At 65.1% G+C, this 17,289-nt stretch carries 19 protein-coding genes and 1 tRNA gene; 5 read left to right on the top strand and 15 right to left on the bottom strand.

Annotation, left to right across the window (positions count from 1 at the left end):
* Positions 1-16 precede the first annotated feature (16 nt).
* The 12 genes from nuoF to HMPREF9710_RS11260 all read right to left on the bottom strand — a co-directional run bounded on the left by nuoF (position 17) and on the right by HMPREF9710_RS11260 (position 9,156).
* A complete protein-coding gene (gene nuoF, locus HMPREF9710_RS11315; RefSeq protein ID WP_005666435.1) occupies positions 17-1,312 on the bottom strand; it encodes an NADH-quinone oxidoreductase subunit NuoF in 1,296 nt (431 codons plus the stop codon).
* Positions 1,309-1,785: an NADH-quinone oxidoreductase subunit NuoE gene (gene nuoE, locus HMPREF9710_RS11310; protein ID WP_005666433.1), complete on the bottom strand. Its 477-nt coding sequence runs from the start codon at positions 1,783-1,785 to the stop codon at positions 1,309-1,311. The genes nuoF and nuoE overlap by 4 nt, the downstream gene beginning before the upstream one ends.
* 21 nt (positions 1,786-1,806) lie before the next feature.
* Entirely contained in the window at positions 1,807-3,060 is a 1,254-nt protein-coding gene (locus tag HMPREF9710_RS11305; RefSeq protein ID WP_005666431.1) for an NADH-quinone oxidoreductase subunit D, read from the bottom strand.
* Positions 3,060-3,653: an NADH-quinone oxidoreductase subunit C gene (locus tag HMPREF9710_RS11300; protein ID WP_005666430.1), complete on the bottom strand. Its 594-nt coding sequence runs from the start codon at positions 3,651-3,653 to the stop codon at positions 3,060-3,062. The genes HMPREF9710_RS11305 and HMPREF9710_RS11300 overlap by 1 nt, the downstream gene beginning before the upstream one ends.
* A gap of 18 nt (positions 3,654-3,671) precedes the next feature.
* A complete protein-coding gene (locus tag HMPREF9710_RS11295) occupies positions 3,672-4,148 on the bottom strand; it encodes a NuoB/complex I 20 kDa subunit family protein (protein WP_005666428.1) in 477 nt (158 codons plus the stop codon).
* A 3-nt stretch (positions 4,149-4,151) separates the two neighbouring features.
* The gene (locus tag HMPREF9710_RS11290) at positions 4,152-4,511 is read right to left on the bottom strand and encodes an NADH-quinone oxidoreductase subunit A (protein WP_005666426.1); all 360 of its coding nucleotides are present in this window, start codon (positions 4,509-4,511) and stop codon (positions 4,152-4,154) included.
* Positions 4,512-4,684: 173 nt separating this feature from the next.
* Positions 4,685-4,769: transfer RNA gene (locus HMPREF9710_RS11285), tRNA-Leu, on the bottom strand.
* A gap of 301 nt (positions 4,770-5,070) precedes the next feature.
* Positions 5,071-5,535 (bottom strand): preprotein translocase subunit SecG, encoded by a 465-nt coding sequence (gene secG, locus HMPREF9710_RS11280; protein ID WP_005666424.1) that lies wholly within the window; start codon positions 5,533-5,535, stop codon positions 5,071-5,073.
* Positions 5,536-5,648: 113 nt separating this feature from the next.
* Positions 5,649-6,395 (bottom strand): triose-phosphate isomerase, encoded by a 747-nt coding sequence (tpiA, locus tag HMPREF9710_RS11275; protein WP_005666422.1) that lies wholly within the window; start codon positions 6,393-6,395, stop codon positions 5,649-5,651.
* Positions 6,396-6,555: 160 nt separating this feature from the next.
* Entirely contained in the window at positions 6,556-7,542 is a 987-nt protein-coding gene (locus tag HMPREF9710_RS11270; protein ID WP_005666421.1) for an NAD(P)H-quinone oxidoreductase, read from the bottom strand.
* A 72-nt stretch (positions 7,543-7,614) separates the two neighbouring features.
* A complete protein-coding gene (locus tag HMPREF9710_RS11265; protein WP_005666418.1) occupies positions 7,615-8,565 on the bottom strand; it encodes an MYG1 family protein in 951 nt (316 codons plus the stop codon).
* A 72-nt stretch (positions 8,566-8,637) separates the two neighbouring features.
* Positions 8,638-9,156, bottom strand: coding sequence for an Rv1443c family protein (locus HMPREF9710_RS11260; protein ID WP_005666413.1), 519 nt, complete (start codon positions 9,154-9,156; stop codon positions 8,638-8,640).
* Positions 9,157-9,397: 241 nt separating this feature from the next.
* On the opposite strand from HMPREF9710_RS11260, the gene HMPREF9710_RS11255 reads away from it, so the two are divergent.
* Entirely contained in the window at positions 9,398-10,702 is a 1,305-nt protein-coding gene (locus HMPREF9710_RS11255) for an SGNH/GDSL hydrolase family protein (RefSeq protein WP_005666411.1), read from the top strand.
* Positions 10,703-10,706: 4 nt separating this feature from the next.
* Here HMPREF9710_RS11255 and HMPREF9710_RS11250 read toward each other — a convergent pair whose 3' ends face one another.
* Positions 10,707-11,330 carry a tetratricopeptide repeat protein gene (locus HMPREF9710_RS11250; protein ID WP_005666409.1) on the bottom strand — a complete coding sequence of 208 codons (624 nt, stop codon included), beginning with the start codon at positions 11,328-11,330 and terminating at the stop codon, positions 10,707-10,709.
* A 24-nt stretch (positions 11,331-11,354) separates the two neighbouring features.
* A complete protein-coding gene (locus HMPREF9710_RS11245) occupies positions 11,355-12,143 on the bottom strand; it encodes a GIN domain-containing protein (protein WP_005666407.1) in 789 nt (262 codons plus the stop codon).
* 276 nt (positions 12,144-12,419) lie between these two features.
* On the opposite strand from HMPREF9710_RS11245, the gene HMPREF9710_RS11240 reads away from it, so the two are divergent.
* The 3 genes from HMPREF9710_RS11240 to HMPREF9710_RS11230 all read left to right on the top strand — a co-directional run bounded on the left by HMPREF9710_RS11240 (position 12,420) and on the right by HMPREF9710_RS11230 (position 15,625).
* Positions 12,420-13,805: a M16 family metallopeptidase gene (locus tag HMPREF9710_RS11240; protein ID WP_229409780.1), complete on the top strand. Its 1,386-nt coding sequence runs from the start codon at positions 12,420-12,422 to the stop codon at positions 13,803-13,805.
* Between the two features lie 10 nt (positions 13,806-13,815).
* Positions 13,816-15,225 carry a M16 family metallopeptidase gene (locus HMPREF9710_RS11235; protein ID WP_005666403.1) on the top strand — a complete coding sequence of 470 codons (1,410 nt, stop codon included), beginning with the start codon at positions 13,816-13,818 and terminating at the stop codon, positions 15,223-15,225.
* 118 nt (positions 15,226-15,343) lie between these two features.
* Complete coding sequence (locus tag HMPREF9710_RS11230; protein WP_005666401.1) at positions 15,344-15,625, top strand: PAAR domain-containing protein; 282 nt, start codon at positions 15,344-15,346, stop codon at positions 15,623-15,625.
* A 4-nt stretch (positions 15,626-15,629) separates the two neighbouring features.
* On the opposite strand, the gene HMPREF9710_RS11225 is transcribed toward HMPREF9710_RS11230, so the two are convergent.
* Positions 15,630-16,442: a TOBE domain-containing protein gene (locus tag HMPREF9710_RS11225; RefSeq protein ID WP_005666399.1), complete on the bottom strand. Its 813-nt coding sequence runs from the start codon at positions 16,440-16,442 to the stop codon at positions 15,630-15,632.
* A gap of 101 nt (positions 16,443-16,543) precedes the next feature.
* On the opposite strand from HMPREF9710_RS11225, the gene modA reads away from it, so the two are divergent.
* On the top strand, positions 16,544-17,287 hold the full coding sequence (gene modA, locus HMPREF9710_RS11220; RefSeq protein ID WP_005666397.1) for a molybdate ABC transporter substrate-binding protein: 744 nt from the start codon (positions 16,544-16,546) through the stop codon (positions 17,285-17,287).
* The last annotated feature ends 2 nt before the right edge of the window (positions 17,288-17,289 follow it).

Here is a 17,289-nt window from a genome sequence, read left to right as displayed (position 1 = left end):
CGTTACCTGACCTGGTTTAAAGGTATGCGGGCACGAGGCAGTGCTTGTGCTCGATGTGATATTCAAATTCCTGGCGGAAGTGCTTGATCATCGCCTGGACCGGCATCGCTGCCGCATCGCCGAGCGCGCAGATGGTGCGGCCCTTGATGTTGTCGGCGATATTGTTCAGCAGGTCCATGTCTTCCGGACGGCCCTGGCCATTCTCGATGCGGTGGACCATGCGGTACATCCAGCCGGTGCCTTCACGGCACGGGGTGCACTGGCCGCACGACTCTTCATAGTAGAAGTACGACAGGCGCAGCAGCGACTTGACCATGCAGCGGGTCTCGTCCATGACGATGACGGCGCCCGAACCCAGCATCGAACCGGCTTTCGCGATCGAATCGTAGTCGAGGTCGGTCTGCATCATGAGGTCGCCCGGCACCACCGGCGCTGACGAACCGCCAGGAATCACGGCCTTGATCTTCTTGCCGCCGCGCATGCCGCCAGCCAGTTCCATCAGGGTCGCGAATGGCGTGCCCAGCGGGACTTCGTAGTTGCCCGGACGCTCGACGTCGCCCGAGATCGAGAAGATCTTGGTGCCGCCGTTGTTCGGTTTGCCCAGCGCCATGTAGTTTTCGGCGCCGATGTTCAGGATGAACGGGACGGCCGCGAAGGTTTCGGTGTTGTTGATCGTGGTCGGCTTGCCATACAGGCCGAATGAAGCCGGGAATGGCGGCTTGAAGCGCGGCTGGCCCTTCTTGCCTTCGAGCGACTCGAGCAACGCGGTTTCTTCGCCGCAGATATAGGCGCCGTAGCCGTGGTGCGCATGCAGCTGGAAGCTGAACTCGCTGCCCATGATGTTATTGCCCAGGAAGCCCGCCGCGCGCGCTTCTTCCAGCGCTTCTTCGAAACGCAGGTAGTCCTGGAAGATCTCGCCGTGGATGTAGTTGTAACCCACGGTGATGCCCATCGCGTAGGCGCCGATGGCCATGCCTTCGATCAGCGCATGCGGGTTGTAGCGGATGATGTCGCGGTCCTTGAACGTGCCCGGCTCGCCTTCGTCGGTATTGCAGACGAGGTATTTCTGGCCCGGGAACTGGCGCGGCATGAAGCTCCACTTCAGGCCGGTCGGGAAGCCGGCGCCGCCGCGGCCACGCAGGCCTGAGGCTTTCATGTCGGCGATGATCTGTTCCGGCGTGATCTTTTCTTCGATGATGCGGCGCAGCGCCGAATAGCCGCCACGCTTGACGTAGTCGGCCAGGTGCCAGTTTTCGCCGTTAAGGTTGGCGAGGATCAGCGGTTTGATGTGACGGTCGTGCAGGCTGGTCATTTCTTGAGTTCCTCTACCAGGGCGTCGATCTTGGCGTCGCTCATGAACGAACACATGCGATGGTTATTCACCAGCATGACCGGCGCGTCGCCGCAGGCGCCCATGCACTCGCCTTCGAGCAGGGTGAACTGGCCGTCTTCGGTGGTGTCGCGGTAGTCGATGCCCAGCTTGTCCTTCAGGAACTGGCCGGCGCGTTCACCGCCCGACAAGGCGCATGGCAGGTTGGTGCACACGGTGATCTTGTGCTTGCCGACCGGCTTGATGTTGAACATATTGTAGAAAGTCGCCACTTCCTGCACGGCGATGGCCGGCATGCCGATGTAGTCGGCGATCTCTTGCATGGTGTCAGGCGACAGCCAGCCCAGTTCGACCTGGGCGTGGGCCAGCGAAGCCATCACGGCCGACTGGCGTTGATCGGCTGGGTACTTGGCCAGCTCGCGATCGATTTTTTGATAGCACTGCGCGGATAACATAGTCTTCTCTCTGCCCTCTTTTTACCGGTCGATACTGCCGAACACGATGTCCTGGGTACCGATGATGGCCACCGCGTCAGCGATCATGTGGCCGCGTGCCATCTCGTCGAGGCTCTGCAGGTGGACGTAGTCCGGAGTGCGGATTTTCAGGCGGTATGGCTTGTTGGCGCCGTCGGAGACGATATAGATGCCGAACTCGCCCTTCGGGTGCTCGACCGCGGCATAGGCCTCGCCCTCGGGGACGTGGAAGCCTTCGGTGAACAGCTTGAAGTGGTGGATCAGCGATTCCATATTGGACTTCATGTCCATCCGGCTTGGCGGCGCGATCTTGTTGTTGTCGATCATCACCGGGCCCGGGTTGGCGCGCAGCCAGGCCAGGCACTGCTTGATGATGCGGTTCGACTGGCGCAGTTCTTCCACGCGCACCAGGTAGCGGTCGTACGAGTCGCCGTTGGTGCCGACCGGGATGTCGAACTCGACCTTGTCGTAGGCGGCGTACGGCTGGTGCTTGCGCAAGTCCCAGGCGATGCCCGAGCCGCGCAGCATGGCGCCGGTGAAGCCCATGGCTTTCGCGTCTTCCGGCGACACCACACCGATGCCGACGGTACGCTGCTTCCAAATCCTGTTATCGGTCAACAGGGTCTCGTATTCGTCGACATAGCCGTCGAAGCGCTTGGTGAAGGCGTCGAGGAAGTCGATGACCGAACCCTGGCGGTGTTCGTTCAGCTCGGCGATCGCCTTGGCGCTCCTGATCGGCGACTGCTTGTGCTGCGGCATGGTGTCCGGCAGGTCGCGATACACGCCGCCCGGACGGTAATAGGCCGCGTGCATGCGCGCGCCCGACACCGCTTCATACACGTCGAACAGGTCTTCGCGGTCGCGGAAGCAGTACAGGAACGGGCCCATCGCGCCGATGTCCAGCGCGTGCGCGCCCAGCCACATCAGGTGGTTCAGGATGCGGGTGATCTCGTCGAACATGGTGCGGATGTACTGGGCGCGGATCGGCGCTTCGATGCCGAGCAGCTTTTCGATCGCCAGCACGTAGCCGTGCTCGTTGCACATCATCGACACGTAGTCGAGGCGGTCCATGTAAGGAACCGACTGGAGGTAGGTGCGGGTTTCGGCCAGCTTCTCGGTACCGCGGTGCAGCAGGCCGATGTGCGGGTCGGCGCGCTGGATCACCTCGCCGTCGAGTTCCAGCACCAGGCGCAGCACGCCGTGCGCTGCCGGGTGCTGCGGACCAAAGTTCAGGGTGTAGTTCTTAAGCTCAGCCATTATTTCGTCCCGTAGGTCTCTTCGCGAATCACGCGCGGGATGTTCTCGCGCGGCTCGATCGTGACGGGTTGGTAGATCACGCGTTTCTGTTCCGGGTCGTAGCGCATTTCGACATAGCCCGAGATCGGGAAGTCCTTGCGGAACGGGTGGCCGATGAAGCCATAGTCGGTCAGGATGCGGCGCAGGTCGCCGTGGCCGTCGAACAGGATGCCGTACATGTCGAACGCTTCGCGCTCGAACCAGTTGGCGGCGCGCCAGATGCCGGTGATCGATTCGACCAGCGGCATGTCGTCGTCCGGGCAGAACACGCGCACGCGGACGCGCCAGTTCTTCGCCAGGGAAAGCAGGTGAACGACGACCGCGAAGCGCGGACCTTCATAGGTGCCTTCGCCATAGGTCGAATAGTCGACGCCGCACAGGTCGATCATCTGTTCGAACGCCAATTGCGGATCGTCGCGCAGGGTGGTCATGGTCTTGATGTAATCAGTTGCCTTGACCACCACCGTCACTTCGCCCAGCGCCGCCGAAATGGCAGCGCCCTCGCCCAGTGCATTTTTCAGGGCGAGTTCAAGGGTCTCGAGTTTTGTCGTCATGGAGTACGCCGTCCGTTTTTAGCGCGCGATGGTATTGGTGCGCTTGATCTTGTTCTGGAGCTGCATGATGCCGTAGAGCAGAGCTTCGGCAGTCGGCGGGCAGCCTGGCACGTACACATCGACCGGGACGATGCGATCGCAGCCGCGCACCACCGAGTAGGAATAGTGGTAGTAGCCGCCGCCGTTGGCACAGGAACCCATCGAGATCACCCAGCGCGGCTCGGCCATCTGGTCGTAGACCTTGCGCAGCGCCGGCGCCATCTTGTTGCACAGAGTGCCGGCGACGATCATCACGTCGGACTGACGCGGCGATGGACGGAACACGATGCCGAAGCGGTCCATGTCGTAGCGGGCCGCGCCCACGTGCATCATCTCGACCGCGCAGCAGGCCAGACCGAACGTCATCGGGAACATCGACCCGGTACGCGCCCAGTTGATCAGCTTGTCGGCTGTGGTGGTGATGAAACCTTCGTTTAATACGCCTTCAATTGCCATGGCTTATTCCCAATCAAGGGCACCTTTCTTCCAGATGTACCAGAAACCGACCACGAACTCGGCGATGAACACCATCATCGTGATGAAACCGGTCCAACCCAGCTCGCGCATCGAGACGCCCCATGGGAAGAAGAATGCCGTTTCCAGATCAAACAAAATGAACAAGATCGCGATCAGGTAGTACCTGACGTCGAACTTCATGCGTGCGTCTTCGAAGGCTTCGAAGCCGCATTCATACGGGGACAGCTTGGCTTCGTCGGGCTTGTGCGGGCCCAGCAGGCGGCCAAGCACCTGCGGGGCGACACCGACGCCGATGCCAACCAGGATAAAGAGAAGAACGGGGAGATAGTTTTCGAGGTTCACAGCTGAAGCTTCCTGAACGATCGGTTAATGAAATGCTGCGTAGGGATGCAGCACCGAATCGTGCGAACCTGGCTTCAAGCCTGCCACCAGGACCGGACGACGATCCTCGTAAAAAAGCCAGCTCAGGCATGAGGAAAAACTCGTGCGCCCTTGCTGGCTTTCTTTCTAAATTTTGGTGCCGACGGCGAGACTCGAACTCGCACAGCTTGCGCCACTACCCCCTCAAGATAGCGTGTCTACCAATTTCACCACGTCGGCTGGAGACCAGTATTTTACCCTGCCTTAGCATTACTTATCAATGCTCAAATTGCGTAATCACAAGGATATTTGCGATTTTTTTGAATCACGTCGCCGATTATTCGATGAGCCGGCAATTACTTGCCCACTCCTGGCGACATTCTTCCCGCAGGTGCGCGATCAATGTCCTAGCCGCACTCACCAGCGGATTCGGCAAGTCCATTCACGCGCCGCAATATTCTACGCCCAAAAAGACAAACGCGCCGATAAACGGCGCGTTTGCATGTTCTTATTGTGGCGCGTTAGCCGCGCCGGGCGATAATCACTTCGCCGGAGCTGCCGGCGCCGGCGCTGCCGGGACCTCGGTTGCCGGCGCGGCCGGGGCCGGGGTGGCTGGAATGGCTGCGGCCGGTGCGGCATTGTTGGCCGGCAGGGTCGGCACGTCGGCCGGCGCGGTCTGGGCCGGTGCGCCGCCAGGGATGCCGGTAGCTGGCGCCTGGCTCGACGGCACGGTCACGCGGCCCATGACGCCGCCGCCGCTTTCGCCGCTGCCGCTGTTGCCGATATAGGCCAGGGCCAGGGTCGAGCCGAAGAAGATGGCGGCCGCCACGGCGGTCGACTTCGACAGGAAGTTCGACGAACCCGAGGCGCCGAACAGGCTGCCCGATGCGCCCGAACCGAAGGCCGCGCCCATGTCGGCGCCCTTACCGTGCTGCATCAGCACCAGGCCGATAATGGCCAGGGCCGAAACAACCTGCACGACGATAATCAAATTGAACCAGATCATTGCAATTCCATTCCAAGTTTAAAACAACGTTTTTAAATTTCTTATATTTTCAAAAGATTCGAAAATTCATGATGCTTTGAAGCAGGTTTTATTCAGCTTGCTTAGCGCTCCGCCTAAGCGGCCCGAATAATCCCGAGAAAATCACTCGACTTTAATGCAGCCCCACCGATCAGGCCGCCATCGATATCCGGCTGCGCCATCAGATCGCCTGCATTCTCCGGCTTCATGCTGCCGCCGTAAAGGATTTGTACGTTTTCGGCCGCCTCGGCGTTGCGGCTGCGCAATTTATCACGCAAGAAGGCATGCACTTCCTGCGCCATCGCCGGCGTCGCCGTCTTGCCGGTGCCGATCGCCCACACCGGCTCGTAGGCCAGCACCAGCTTCGGTACGGCATCCGCGCCCACCACTTCCAGCACCGCGTCGAGCTGGGCGCCGACCACGTCCTGCGTGGCGCCCGCCTCGCGCTGGTCCAGCGTTTCGCCGACGCACACGATCGGGGTCAGGCCGGCATCCAGCGCCGCCCTGGCCTTGCGCGCGACGAGGTCGTTCGATTCGCCATGGTAGGCGCGGCGCTCGGAGTGGCCGACGATCACGTAACGGCAACCGAAATCCTGCAGCATCGAGGAACAGACTTCGCCGGTAAAGGCGCCGCACGGCTCGGTCGCGACGTCTTGCGCGCCCCAGGCCATGGCACTGCCTGCGAGAAGTTGTTCACACTGGAACAGGTAGGGAGCGGGGACGCAGACGGCGCTCGCGGCGCCCGCCTCGTTCAATCCAGCGAGAATACCTTGCAGCAGCTGTGCATTGGCTGCACGGCTGCCGTTCATCTTCCAGTTACCCACGACGAGTTTGGGACGCATACTACCCCATGTCAAATAACCCGCTATTCTAGCGGTCGATCATATGGCGGTCAAACAAAGGCTGAGCTGTTCAGCTCGCTGATTTTTGCCTGGAAACCGCCGCCACTGCGTGCCCGCGAGGCCTTCCTGGCCCGGCCGGCACGCCCCTTTTTCAACTGTGTCAGCCTGGCTGCACCTGCAGCACGATCTTGCCGACGTGGGTGCTCGACTCCATCAGGGCATGCGCCTGAGCCGCCTGCGCCAAGGGGAAGACCTGATGGATCACCGGCTTGATCTTGCCCTGGGCGAACAGCGGCCAGGCGTGCTCGCGCAGCTGGCGCGCGATCGCCGCCTTGAAGTCGACCGGCCGCGGACGCAAGGTCGAGCCGGTGACCGTCAGACGGCGCCGCAGCACCTGCCCCATGTCGAGGTCGGCGCGCGCGCCGCCCAGCAGCGCGATCACGACCAGGCGGCCATCGTCGGCCAGGCAATCGATCTCGCGCGCCACATAATCTCCCGCGACCATGTCCAGAATTACATCGACACCTTTGCCGTTCGTGAGTTCCTTGACCACGGCGACGAAATCCTCGTCGCGGTAATTGATGCCGCGTTCGGCGCCGAGCGCCTCGACGGCGCGGCATTTGTCCGCGCTGCCGGCGGTGGCGAACACACGGTGGCCCAACGCCTTGGCCAGCTGGATCGCGGTCACGCCGATGCCGGAGCTGCCGCCCTGCACCAGCAGGCTCTCGCCCGCGGACAGGCGGGCGCGGTCGAATACATTGCTCCACACCGTGAAATACGTTTCCGGCAAGGTGGCCGCTTCGAGCGCGCTCAGGCCTTGCGGCACCGGCAGGCATTGCGCGAGCGGCGCGGCGCAGTATTCGGCATAGCCGCCGCCCTGCACCAGCGCGCACACCAGGTCGCCCTTCTTGAAATCGCTGCCGTCCAGGTCGCCGTCGACGATCTCGCCCGCCACCTCCAGGCCCGGCAGATCGGAGGCGCCGGGTGGCACCGGGTATTTACCCAGGCGTTGCAGCACGTCGGGCCGGTTGATGCCGGCCGCATGGACCTTGATGAGCACTTCGCCGGCTTTCAGGGCCGGCGTCGGGCGCTCGCACAGTTGCAGGACTTCCGGCTTGCCGGGCTGGGTGATCTCGATGGCGCGCATGGTTGCTCCCGTGTTAGCAAAACCGTAATTGTACGGGAGTCGGGGCCGGCTTGCGCGCCGCCGTGCGCGTTGCTAGGCCCCCTGCTCGACAGCCGCCAGCGCCTGGCGCGCCATGCTGAGGGCGCCGGCATAGGTCCGGGCGGCGGCGATGAAGCGGCCGGTGTGGCAGAACACGGCGTCCTCGACGCCGGTGACGGCCGCCAGCTCGGCTTCGCGCAGGCCGGCCCAGGCTTCCGGCAGGTCGGCCCTGGCGTCGAAGCTCTCGGTGTCGACCGAGACCGTGTGCAGCATGTAGCGCTGTTCGGTCAAGCTGTGGCTGATGACAAACAGCACCTTCGGCATTTCCTTGCGCACCACACTGCTCCAGGGCAGCGCGGCGTTCTTCAGGAACAGGAGCCTGCAGTCTTCGAGCACCTCGGCCTGGCGCACCTGGGTCACGGCCAGCATCGCGCCGACGCGGTAGCGCACGGCGTTGCCCATGATGTCGGTCAGGAACTCGACGGCGCGCATGAACTGGCCCATGCGGTAGACCTCCACCGCCTCGCCATAGCCCAGGCGCTGCTCGTCGAGCCAGCCGGGATTGAAGCCGGACACCACTGCCGACAAGCCATAGCTGCCCGGCGCATTCTTGGCCACGCCGACGTCCGACAGGTCGAGGTATTGCACGATGTCGGCGTCGATCGCGTAGGCGATCTGCTGGGCCGTGTCGTCCGCCAGCCGCTCGCCGGTATGGCGCTCGGCCAGGGCGGCGACGCAGCGCGCGCCATACTCGCGCCAGACCAGGCCGGCGCTGGCATAGGGCACGCCGGATGCGCGGGCGCCGTCGAATTCCTTCTGGTGGTGGTCGAAGCGGCCAGTGGCCGGGTCCCAGACCCCGCCGACGTCGATCGCGAAGTCGGCGGCATCGATCCTGGCCTGTTCGCGGGTGCGGACGACGTCCGCCTCGGGGAACAGCACCTTCAGGACGGCGACCGCCCACGCATCATCCGCGTGGAATTTGCCGCCGTGAGTGGCAATCAACATACATGCTCCAAATGGTCGCCGCGCCATTGCCACTGTATTGACAGGCGCGCGCGAGTGAATCGAAGCCGAAGCCTACCACGCGGACCTGTCCCGGCGCGCCCTTCCATCGCTGTTTTGGGCAATTTCCTGGCTTTGCGCGCCCAGCGCGCGCGCCAGCATCTTGTGCCGGTGCGCGAACAGCAGCTTGACCATGGCGCGCACGACCGGCGTGGCGAAACGGGGAGAAAACGCCAGACGGTCGGTGATCAGGGCGCCGCGGCCGTCGGCCGCCGGCGTGATCACGCGCTCGTGCCGCCAGGTGTGCATCGAGAGCAGTTGCGACTGCTCGACGAAGCGGTGGCCCGGCACGATCTCGGTAAACGTCAGCTTCGACATATCGACCGGAAACAAGCCGAACAGCAAGAACTGGCACCGGCCCAGCGACTTGCCGAGCATCGTATTGGCGCCGATATCCGTCATCCCCTTGGGAAACACGAGCTTCAGCAAAGGCCGCATCTCGGCGCGCACGCTCCGGAGCGAAGTCGACCAGGCCCAGGCTTCCTGGGTCGAGACCGGCACCTGGGTCGTCATCGTCAATTCAACATCCGCCATCGTCATCTCCTCATCGATGTATCCAGCCTCATGCTGGACCGCATCGGCAATCTGCTCAGTTCGCCAGATCGCTTACCGCCAACTTTAGATGGTCGGAATTTTCTTGCTGGAATCGCAATCAAAGTGGCCTTCGATTTCGCGCAACGAACTGGCCGCTTGCCATCTTTTCCACATCGCCCGACAAGACTAGATTGTCATTACGAGCTCATGCGTATCGCATGGGCGCCCGATGGAGCAGCACATGAACCGTTTCCTGTCCGCCCTCGCCGCGGCCGCGCGCCGGCTATTGCCGCAGGTTTACCTCACACCCGCATTGCGCCGCATGCTGCTGGCCAGCGCCATGCTGGCCGCCGCCATCACCCTGGCCGGCCAGCCGGCGGCAGCCCAATCATGGGACACCAGCCACTGGACCGCGAGCTGGGGCGCGGCGCCGGCCGGACCGCCTGCGGACGCCAGCCCGCACACCTTCACTGACCAGACCCTGCGCCTGGTCGTCCAGTCCAGCGTGGGCGGCAACCGTGTGCGCATCCGCCTGTCGAACGAGCTGGGGTTGACGCCGCTGCGGATCGGCGCCGCGCGCATCGGCCTGCGCGCCCAGGGTTCGGACGTGGCGCCCGGCACCGACCGCGCACTGACGTTCGGCGGGCGCGCCGGCGTGACGATCCCGGCCGGCGCGCCGGCGCTGTCCGACCCGGTCGAACTGCACCTGCCGCCGCTCGCCCAGGTGGCCGTCAGCCTGTACCTGCCGGGCGCCGTGCAGGCGCCCACCCTGCACGGCCAGGCGCGCCAGACCAGCTATGTGTCGTCCACCGGCGACCATACCGCCAGCGCCAGCCTGCCGGTCCAGCGCACGATCACGGCCTGGCCTTTCCTGACGGCGCTGGAAGTCGACGGCATGCGCGGCGCCATCGTCGTGCTGGGCGACGCGCTCACCGACGGCGCGCGCAGCACCAGTGACGCCAACCGGCGCTGGACCGACGTGCTGGCGCGGCGCCTGCAGGCCGAGCGCGACGCCGGTGCGCGTCTTGGCGTGATCAACCGGGGCATCGCCGGCAACCGCCTGCTCGGCGACAACCCGGCCAACCCGCTGGCCGGACGCAACGCCCTGGCGCGCTTCGAGCGCGACGTGCTGGCCACGAGCGGCGCGCGCCAGCTGGTGCTGATGGTCGGCATCGAGGATATCGGCAACGGGTCGGCGGCCAATCCGGTCACGCTGGACGACATGGTGGCCGGCTATCGCCAGCTGATCGCGCGCGCCCGCGCCGCGCGCATCGCGGTGATCGGCGCGACGCTGGCGCCGTTCGAAGGCGCGGCGTCGCATTCGATCCAGTATTCGGTCGAAAAGGAAACCTTGCGCCAGGCGGTGAATGCCTGGATCCGCAGCAGCGGCGAGTTCGATGCGGTGTTCGACGCCGACCGCGTGCTGCGCGATCCGGCGCGTCCGAGCCGGCTGTTGCCGGCCTATGACAGCGGCGACCACCTGCACCCGAACGACCGTGGTTACCAGGCGCTGGGCGAGGCGATGCCGCTGCCCAATACCCGCTGAATGCCTACAGGTTGGCGCCGGTCTTCGACGCGACCGGCAGGGCCGTGCCCACTTTCCAGGTGCGCGACAAGGCCTGCGCTTCTTCAACCTGTTCCTGCGTCATTTTCTTGGCGATCGCGGCGCGCTGCTCGACGGCATTGCGGTGGCCGCCGGCCGCGGCCAGGTTGTACAGCATATAGGCCAGCACCGCATCCTGCGGCACGCCGGCCACGCTGTAGCGGTACATCAGCCCGAGCGCGTGCTGGGCGTCGGGGTTGCCCTGCTCGGCCGCCTTGCGGAACCAGCCCACGGCGTGTTTCTGGTCCTGCGGCACGGCATTGCCGGTGTAATACATGGCGCCGACCACGTACTGGGCGTCGGCCTTGCCCTGCTCGGCCGCCTTCAGGTGCCAGGCGAAAGCCTGCTTGTAGTCGCGCGTGACGCCGCGGCCCATGTAATACATCAGGCCCAGCAGGTGCTGGGCGTCGGGATTGCCGGCCTTGGCCAGTGGACTGATTTCTTTCAATGCCAGTGCATAGTTGCGGGCGTTGTAGGCGCTCGCGCCCTCCGCAAAGCCGGCCCGGGCGCTCGTCTGCAGGCCGAGTTGCAGGCCGATGGCAAGCAGCGTCACAAGGAGTATTTTTTTCATGTCTCGTGCACAGAATCTGGATCGTTATTTCCAGTTGACCTTGCCCAGGCCATCGAGGGCGACCTTGCGATTGGCCGGCTTGCCGAACACCGTCACCGATCCCATGCCCGACAGCGCGAGGTTGGCGCTGCGCTGCGCGTTGACGGTGGCGTTGCCGAGACCGGACAAGTCCAGCGTGACCGCCTCGACCGTGCAGGCCTGGGCGTCCAGCCCGCCCAATCCGCCGAGTTCGGCCCTGAGGTTCTTGCTGCGCCCGCTCAGGGTCACGTAGCCGGCCCCGCCCAGGCTCAGGTCGACGTGCTCGCTATTGACGCCCTGGATCTTGAGGTTGCCGACGCCGCCCAGGCTGGCCTTGATGGTGCGGTATTCCGACGATGATACATACATCGAGCCCGCCCCATCGAGATTGATGTTCAGCGTCTCCCCGGCAAACCCGCTGACGACGGTGGAACCGACGCTTTCCGACGACACCGCCTGCAGGTTCGGCAGCACCAGTTCGGCCTGCAGGCCGGACGAACGGCCGAAGCTGAAGCCGGCATTGCGGCCCTCGGTCTCGATGTTCAGGGTATCCCCTTTCTGCGACGTCGTGGTCCGCGACAGCAGGCGCGCATCGCCGGTGAGCACCAGGGCCGGGGTCGCCCCCTGCCGGATCCTCAGGTCCCCCACCCCCTCGAGCTTGACGCGCACCACCCGCGCGTCGATCGGACGGGTCTCGCTGCTCGTCTCCGGCGCGGCCTCGGCGACGCCGATCGCCGCACAGAACAAGGCGCACGGCACGGCAATGGCGGCGCCCAGCTTGATCAGGTGGTTCATCCATTCTCTCCAGTAAATTCTTGCGCCGGCCTCGCGCCGGGACTTGTCATGTTGCAACTATAGCCTGAAAGCCAGGCGGGTCGATGGCCGATGCGACGAACTGCACGAATCGCCGCCCGAAATGCACACGCCGGCGATGGATGCCGTCTGCATGACGTCAGCATAAGATGCGATGGCACAATAAAAAGACCACTTAACAACATGCCATTGCGCTAAGATGAGCCGCCGACGGCTCGCCGCCGTCGTCCTACCATTCATCATGAGGTCTCCATGCGCATGCGCCAATTACCTGTCCTGATGGCCGGGCTCACCCTGTCGATCTCGGCCTTCGCCGCCCCGAGCGACCAGTGGACCCTGCCGGTCAATACCAAGAAGCTCGACAACGGCCTGACCGTCATCGTGTCCGAAGACCGCAGCTCGCCGACCGTCGGCGTCTCGGTCGTGTATCACGTCGGCATGCGCCTCGAGCCGAAGAACCGCACCGGCTTCGCCCACCTGTTCGAACACCTGATGTTCCAGGGCACGCCGAACGCGCCGAAGGGCGTGTTCGACACCACCATCACTGCCGGCGGCGGCTGGAACAACGGCTCGACCCGCCCCGACTTCACCAATTACATCGAGACCGCCCCGGCATCGAGCCTGGAGCCGATCCTGTGGCTGGAAGCGGACCGCATGAAGACGCTGGACTTCAACCCGACCACGCTGAAGAACCAGCAGGACGTGGTCAAGGAAGAGATCCGCGTCAACGTCAAGAACCAGCCCTACGGCGGTTTCATGTGGATCGACATCAGCCAGCACGCCTTCCAGAAATGGGAGAACAACCACGACGGCTACGGCAGCTTCGAAGACCTGGAAAACGCCAGCCTGGACGACGTGCGCGCCTTCCACCGCGACTATTACGGCCCGAACAATGCGGTGCTGGCGATCGCCGGCGACATCACGCCGCAGCAGGGCTTCGCGCTGGCCGAGAAATACTTCGGCGGCATCGCGGCGCGCCCGGTGCCGAAGGGCACCGATTTCTCGGAGCCGCTGAACACCGCCGAAAAACGGCTGGAGCAGAGCGACGCCCTGGCCCAGGTGCCGGCCATCGCGGCGGCCTGGAAGGTGCCGGAACGCGGCAGCCGCGACCAGGCGCCGATCGCGGTGCTGGCCGAGCTGCTGGGCGGCGGCGACGCCTCGCTGTTCTACCAGGGCCTGGTGAAGGGCCGCGAGATCGCCCTCAACGTCGACACCATGTTCGGCCTGACCAGCCCATGGGAATACAACGGCCCGACCCTGATGACCGTGTTCGCGCTGTACAAGCCGGACAGCAGCGCCGACGCCGTGCTCAAGGCGATGGACGAAGAGATCGCCAGGATCGCGAAGGACGGCGTCGACGATGCCACCCTGAAGCGCGTCAAGACGCGCATGCTGGCCGACTGGAACAACAAGCTGGAAAGCTTCGTCAACCGCGCCGACACCCTGGCCAAGCTGCAGACCCTGTGGGGCGACGCCAACGTGGTCAACAAGATCCCGGGCTGGATCGAGGGCGTGACCTCGAACGACATCCAGCGCGCGGTCAAGACCTACCTGGTGCCGGCCAACCGCACCGTCATCGACCGCAAGCCGGCCGCCATGATCGAAGCGGCCAAGACCGCCTCGGCCACCACCAACACCAAATAAGGAGCGCATCATGAACAAACTGATGCTCGCACTTGCCGTTTCTCTCGCATTCGCGCCGGCGGCCCATTCCGCCGACGCCGGGACGCCGTCCGGCATGCCCGCCTACGGCCAGGAAAAATCGATCCCGGCGCCGAAGATCGCCAAGCAGACCCTCTCCAATGGCCTGACCGTGTGGGTCGTGCCGCGCCAGGGCCTGCCGCGCGTGGACTACGTGCTGGCGCTGCGCGGCGCCGGCTTCGCGGCCGACGCGCCGAACCAGAGCGGCTTTGCCGCCATGCTGGCCGGCATGCTCAACGAAGGCACCGCCAAGCGCGACTCGCGCGCCATCGCCGAAGCGGCCCAGGGCATGGGCGGCGAAGTGGCGGCCAGCCCGGCCGCCGACGGCATCATCCTGTCCGCCAACGCCCTCGCCTCGCAGGCGCCGGCCATGCTGAACCTGATGGCCGAGATCGCGCGCCAGCCATCCTTCCCCGAGAACGAAGTGGCGCTGGCCAAGGCCAATGCGCTGCAGTCGCTGCGCGTGTCCGAGACCCAGCCGGGATTCCGCGCCGAGCGCGCGATCAAGAAGGCCGTGTATGCCGACCACCCGTATGGCCGCACCGACCCGACGGTCGAGTCGATCAACGCCGTCAGCGCCGAAATGCTGCGCGCCGAGCACGCGAAGCGCTTCCGTCCCGACCGTGCGCTGCTGGTGGTCACCGGCCGCATCAGCGAGGCTGAGGCCATGAAGCTTGCCAGGGCTGCCTTCGGCGACTGGAAGGCCAGCGGCGCAGCCCTGCCCGACACCCCGGCAGCCAGCGCCGGCGTCAAGCCGGCGCGCATCCTGCTCAAGCGCGACGGCAGCGTGCAGTCGACCTTGCGCCTGGGCAGCCCCGGCATCGCGGCCAGCGCGGCGGACCAGATCCCGCTGCGCCTGACCAGCACCATCCTGGGCGGCGGGTTCTCGAGCCGCATCAACACCAATCTGCGCGAGGAAAAGGGCTATACCTATGGCGCCTCGGCCGGCGCGCGCATGAGCCGCGCGGGCGGCATGATGGTGGGCGGCGCCGACGTGCGCAATGAAGTCACCGGCGCTTCGCTGGAAGAGTACTTCAAGGAATACAAGCGCCTGGGCGCCGAGCTGGTGCCGGCCAAGGAAATGGACATGAACAAGCGCTACGTCGCGGGCGGCTACCTGCTCAGCAACCAGCTGCAGCGTTCGGTCGCCAGTACCCTGGCCGCCAACTGGCTGGTCGGCCTGCCGCCGGAATTTTTGGGCGAATACGTGCCGAAGATCCAGAAGGTCACGCCGGAGCAGGTGCGCACCGTGGCAAGGAAGTATTTCTCGCCCGAGAACCAGTCGATCGTGGTGGTCGGCGATCCGTCCAAGCTCGAGGAACAGCTCAAGCCGTATGGCGCGTTCACCGTGACGGACAAGTAATCCAAAGGCACATCCTGGCCCGAAGGCCCCGCGACCCTCGCGGGGCCTTTTTATGAGTTGTCAAGACCGGCTTCCCGGTCCATCCTTATGCTGCAGCCTTGCATACAAGGAGTGAGACATGGCAACGCGCTACTACATCACGCTTGGCGCCTCGACCACGGCCGGCGGCACCGTGACCTCGGCCAGCTCGCTGCTGGCGCTCGACGGCGTGAAGGTCGCGCTCGAAGGCGACCAGGTGTCCTGTCCCGTCTGCGGAACGACCGGCATCATCGGGCTCGACGGCCCACGCCTGCCGGCGCGCCACGACGGCCGGCAATACGCCCTCGACGGCGACCTGTGCCTGTGCCGCTGCGATCCGCCGCCGCGGCTGGTCGCGGTGCAGCATCTGTGCGGCCAGTAGACGACTAGTCCGGCACGCCCAGGATCACGCTCGAGGCCTTGAACAGCGCGGTTGCCGCCGCGCCCTCGGCCAGTTCGAGCGCATCCACGCTTTCATTGGTGATGGTGGCCGCCACGCTGCCGCCGCCCGCCAGCGCGATCACGACCTCGGAGTTGACCGCGCCGCGCATCAGCCGCGTGACCTGGCCCTGCAGCCGGTTGCGCGCCGACAGCCGCGCGCCGTCGCCGGCCGTCATCACGATCACCGACGACGATTTGACCAGCGCGAAGGCCTGCCGGCCCGGCGCCAGCCCGAGATTCTCCGCGCTCTCGCGCGTGACGATGGCGACGATCGTCTGCCCGCCCGCGATCTCGAGCTCGACCTCGTCGTTGACGGCGCCGCGCGCCACCCGGGCCACCGTGCCGAAGAACTGGTTGCGTGCGCTGGTCCTCATCTTGAACCTCGTAAAAAGTGCCAGGTCGTCGACCACGTCGCCGGCCTGGCGGTTGAGTCGGTCGAGAAAGTCATGGTGCACCTGCTCGATCATCCTGAAATTGTCCACCAGCTGCCGGCCACGCGCCGTGAGCCGCGTACCGCCGCCCCCCTTGCCGCCGGTGACGCGCTCGACCAGCGCCTCGCCCGCGAGATTGTTCATCGTGTCGATCGCATCCCAGGCCGCCTTGTAGCTCAGGCCGACCGCCTTGGCCGCACCGGTAATGGAGCCGAGCTGCCCGATCGCCGCCAGCAGTTCGACCCGGTTGCCGCCGCCGAGGTTCTCGCCGCCGACCGTCATCCAGACCTTGCCGTCGAGGCCGATGCGCTTGTCATCCTTGCTCATCTATTGTCGCCTGCCGTTTCGTTATATACTTAAGTAAATAGCGCTTGCTCATCAGACCAGCAGGCTACCACGATGTTCCCATCCTTATCTGGAGAAATGACATGAAACGCCTTGCCAGCCTGATCGCCATACTGACTGTCATGGGGACGGCGCACGCCGGCGAGGTGCAGGTCGCGGTCGCCGCCAACTTCGCCGGTCCGATGGAAAAGCTGGCCGAGCAATTCCAGCGCGACACCGGCCACAAGGCCGTCGTCGCCACCGGCGCCACCGGCAAGTTCTACGCCCAGATCCGCAACGGGGCGCCGTTCGAGGTGCTGCTGGCGGCCGACGACGACACCCCGGCCAGGCTCGAAACCGAGGGCCACGTCGCGGCCGGCAGCCGCTTCACCTACGCGGTCGGCCGCCTGGTGCTGTGGTCGGCCAGGGGCGGCGTCGTGGATGCCGGCGGTAATGTGCTCAAGACCGGCAGCTACAAGCACCTGGCGATCGCCAATCCGAAGACCGCGCCGTACGGCGCCGCGGCGGTCGCCACCCTGCGCAAGCTTGGCCTGTACGAGAGCGTGCAGCCGCGCATCGTCCAGGGCGAGAACATCGCCCAGGCCTGGCAGTTCGCCAGCACCGGCAATGCCGAACTGGGCTTCGTGGCCCAGGCCCAGGTCTGGCGCGACGGCAAGTTCACGTCGGGTTCGGGCTGGATCGTCCCGGCCACCATGCACGAGCCGATCCGCCAGGACGCGGCGCTGCTGGCCAAGGGCGCCGGCAACCCGGCGGCCCAGGCGCTGCTGCAATACCTGCGCACCGACAAGGCGAAAGCGCTGATCCGCACCTTCGGCTACGAAGTCTGAAC

Source organism: Massilia timonae CCUG 45783, assembly GCF_000315425.1.
Classification (GTDB): domain Bacteria; phylum Pseudomonadota; class Gammaproteobacteria; order Burkholderiales; family Burkholderiaceae_D; genus Telluria; species Telluria timonae.
The sequence above is the reverse complement of the archived record's forward strand: the minus strand, read 5'-3'. Positions and strand labels throughout refer to the sequence as shown.

Bases quoted from the DNA above. Each gene is read 5' to 3' on its own strand.
- modA (WP_005666397.1), top strand. From the start codon at position 16,544: ATGAAACGCCTTGCCAGCCTGATCGCCATACTGACTGTCATGGGGACG.
- HMPREF9710_RS11260 (WP_005666413.1), bottom strand. From the start codon at position 9,156: ATGGCGGATGTTGAATTGACGATGACGACCCAGGTGCCGGTCTCGACC.
- HMPREF9710_RS11270 (WP_005666421.1), bottom strand. From the start codon at position 7,542: ATGCGCGCCATCGAGATCACCCAGCCCGGCAAGCCGGAAGTCCTGCAA.
- HMPREF9710_RS11240 (WP_229409780.1), top strand. From the start codon at position 12,420: ATGCGCCAATTACCTGTCCTGATGGCCGGGCTCACCCTGTCGATCTCG.
- HMPREF9710_RS11305 (WP_005666431.1), bottom strand. From the start codon at position 3,060: ATGGCTGAGCTTAAGAACTACACCCTGAACTTTGGTCCGCAGCACCCG.
- HMPREF9710_RS11235 (WP_005666403.1), top strand. From the start codon at position 13,816: ATGAACAAACTGATGCTCGCACTTGCCGTTTCTCTCGCATTCGCGCCG.
- HMPREF9710_RS11265 (WP_005666418.1), bottom strand. From the start codon at position 8,565: ATGTTGATTGCCACTCACGGCGGCAAATTCCACGCGGATGATGCGTGG.
- nuoE (WP_005666433.1), bottom strand. From the start codon at position 1,785: ATGTTATCCGCGCAGTGCTATCAAAAAATCGATCGCGAGCTGGCCAAG.
- HMPREF9710_RS11250 (WP_005666409.1), bottom strand. From the start codon at position 11,330: ATGAAAAAAATACTCCTTGTGACGCTGCTTGCCATCGGCCTGCAACTC.
- HMPREF9710_RS11225 (WP_005666399.1), bottom strand. From the start codon at position 16,442: ATGAGCAAGGATGACAAGCGCATCGGCCTCGACGGCAAGGTCTGGATG.
- secG (WP_005666424.1), bottom strand. From the start codon at position 5,535: ATGATCTGGTTCAATTTGATTATCGTCGTGCAGGTTGTTTCGGCCCTG.
- HMPREF9710_RS11300 (WP_005666430.1), bottom strand. From the start codon at position 3,653: ATGACGACAAAACTCGAGACCCTTGAACTCGCCCTGAAAAATGCACTG.
- HMPREF9710_RS11245 (WP_005666407.1), bottom strand. From the start codon at position 12,143: ATGAACCACCTGATCAAGCTGGGCGCCGCCATTGCCGTGCCGTGCGCC.
- HMPREF9710_RS11295 (WP_005666428.1), bottom strand. From the start codon at position 4,148: ATGGCAATTGAAGGCGTATTAAACGAAGGTTTCATCACCACCACAGCC.
- HMPREF9710_RS11255 (WP_005666411.1), top strand. From the start codon at position 9,398: ATGAACCGTTTCCTGTCCGCCCTCGCCGCGGCCGCGCGCCGGCTATTG.
- nuoF (WP_005666435.1), bottom strand. From the start codon at position 1,312: ATGACCAGCCTGCACGACCGTCACATCAAACCGCTGATCCTCGCCAAC.
- HMPREF9710_RS11230 (WP_005666401.1), top strand. From the start codon at position 15,344: ATGGCAACGCGCTACTACATCACGCTTGGCGCCTCGACCACGGCCGGC.
- tpiA (WP_005666422.1), bottom strand. From the start codon at position 6,395: ATGCGTCCCAAACTCGTCGTGGGTAACTGGAAGATGAACGGCAGCCGT.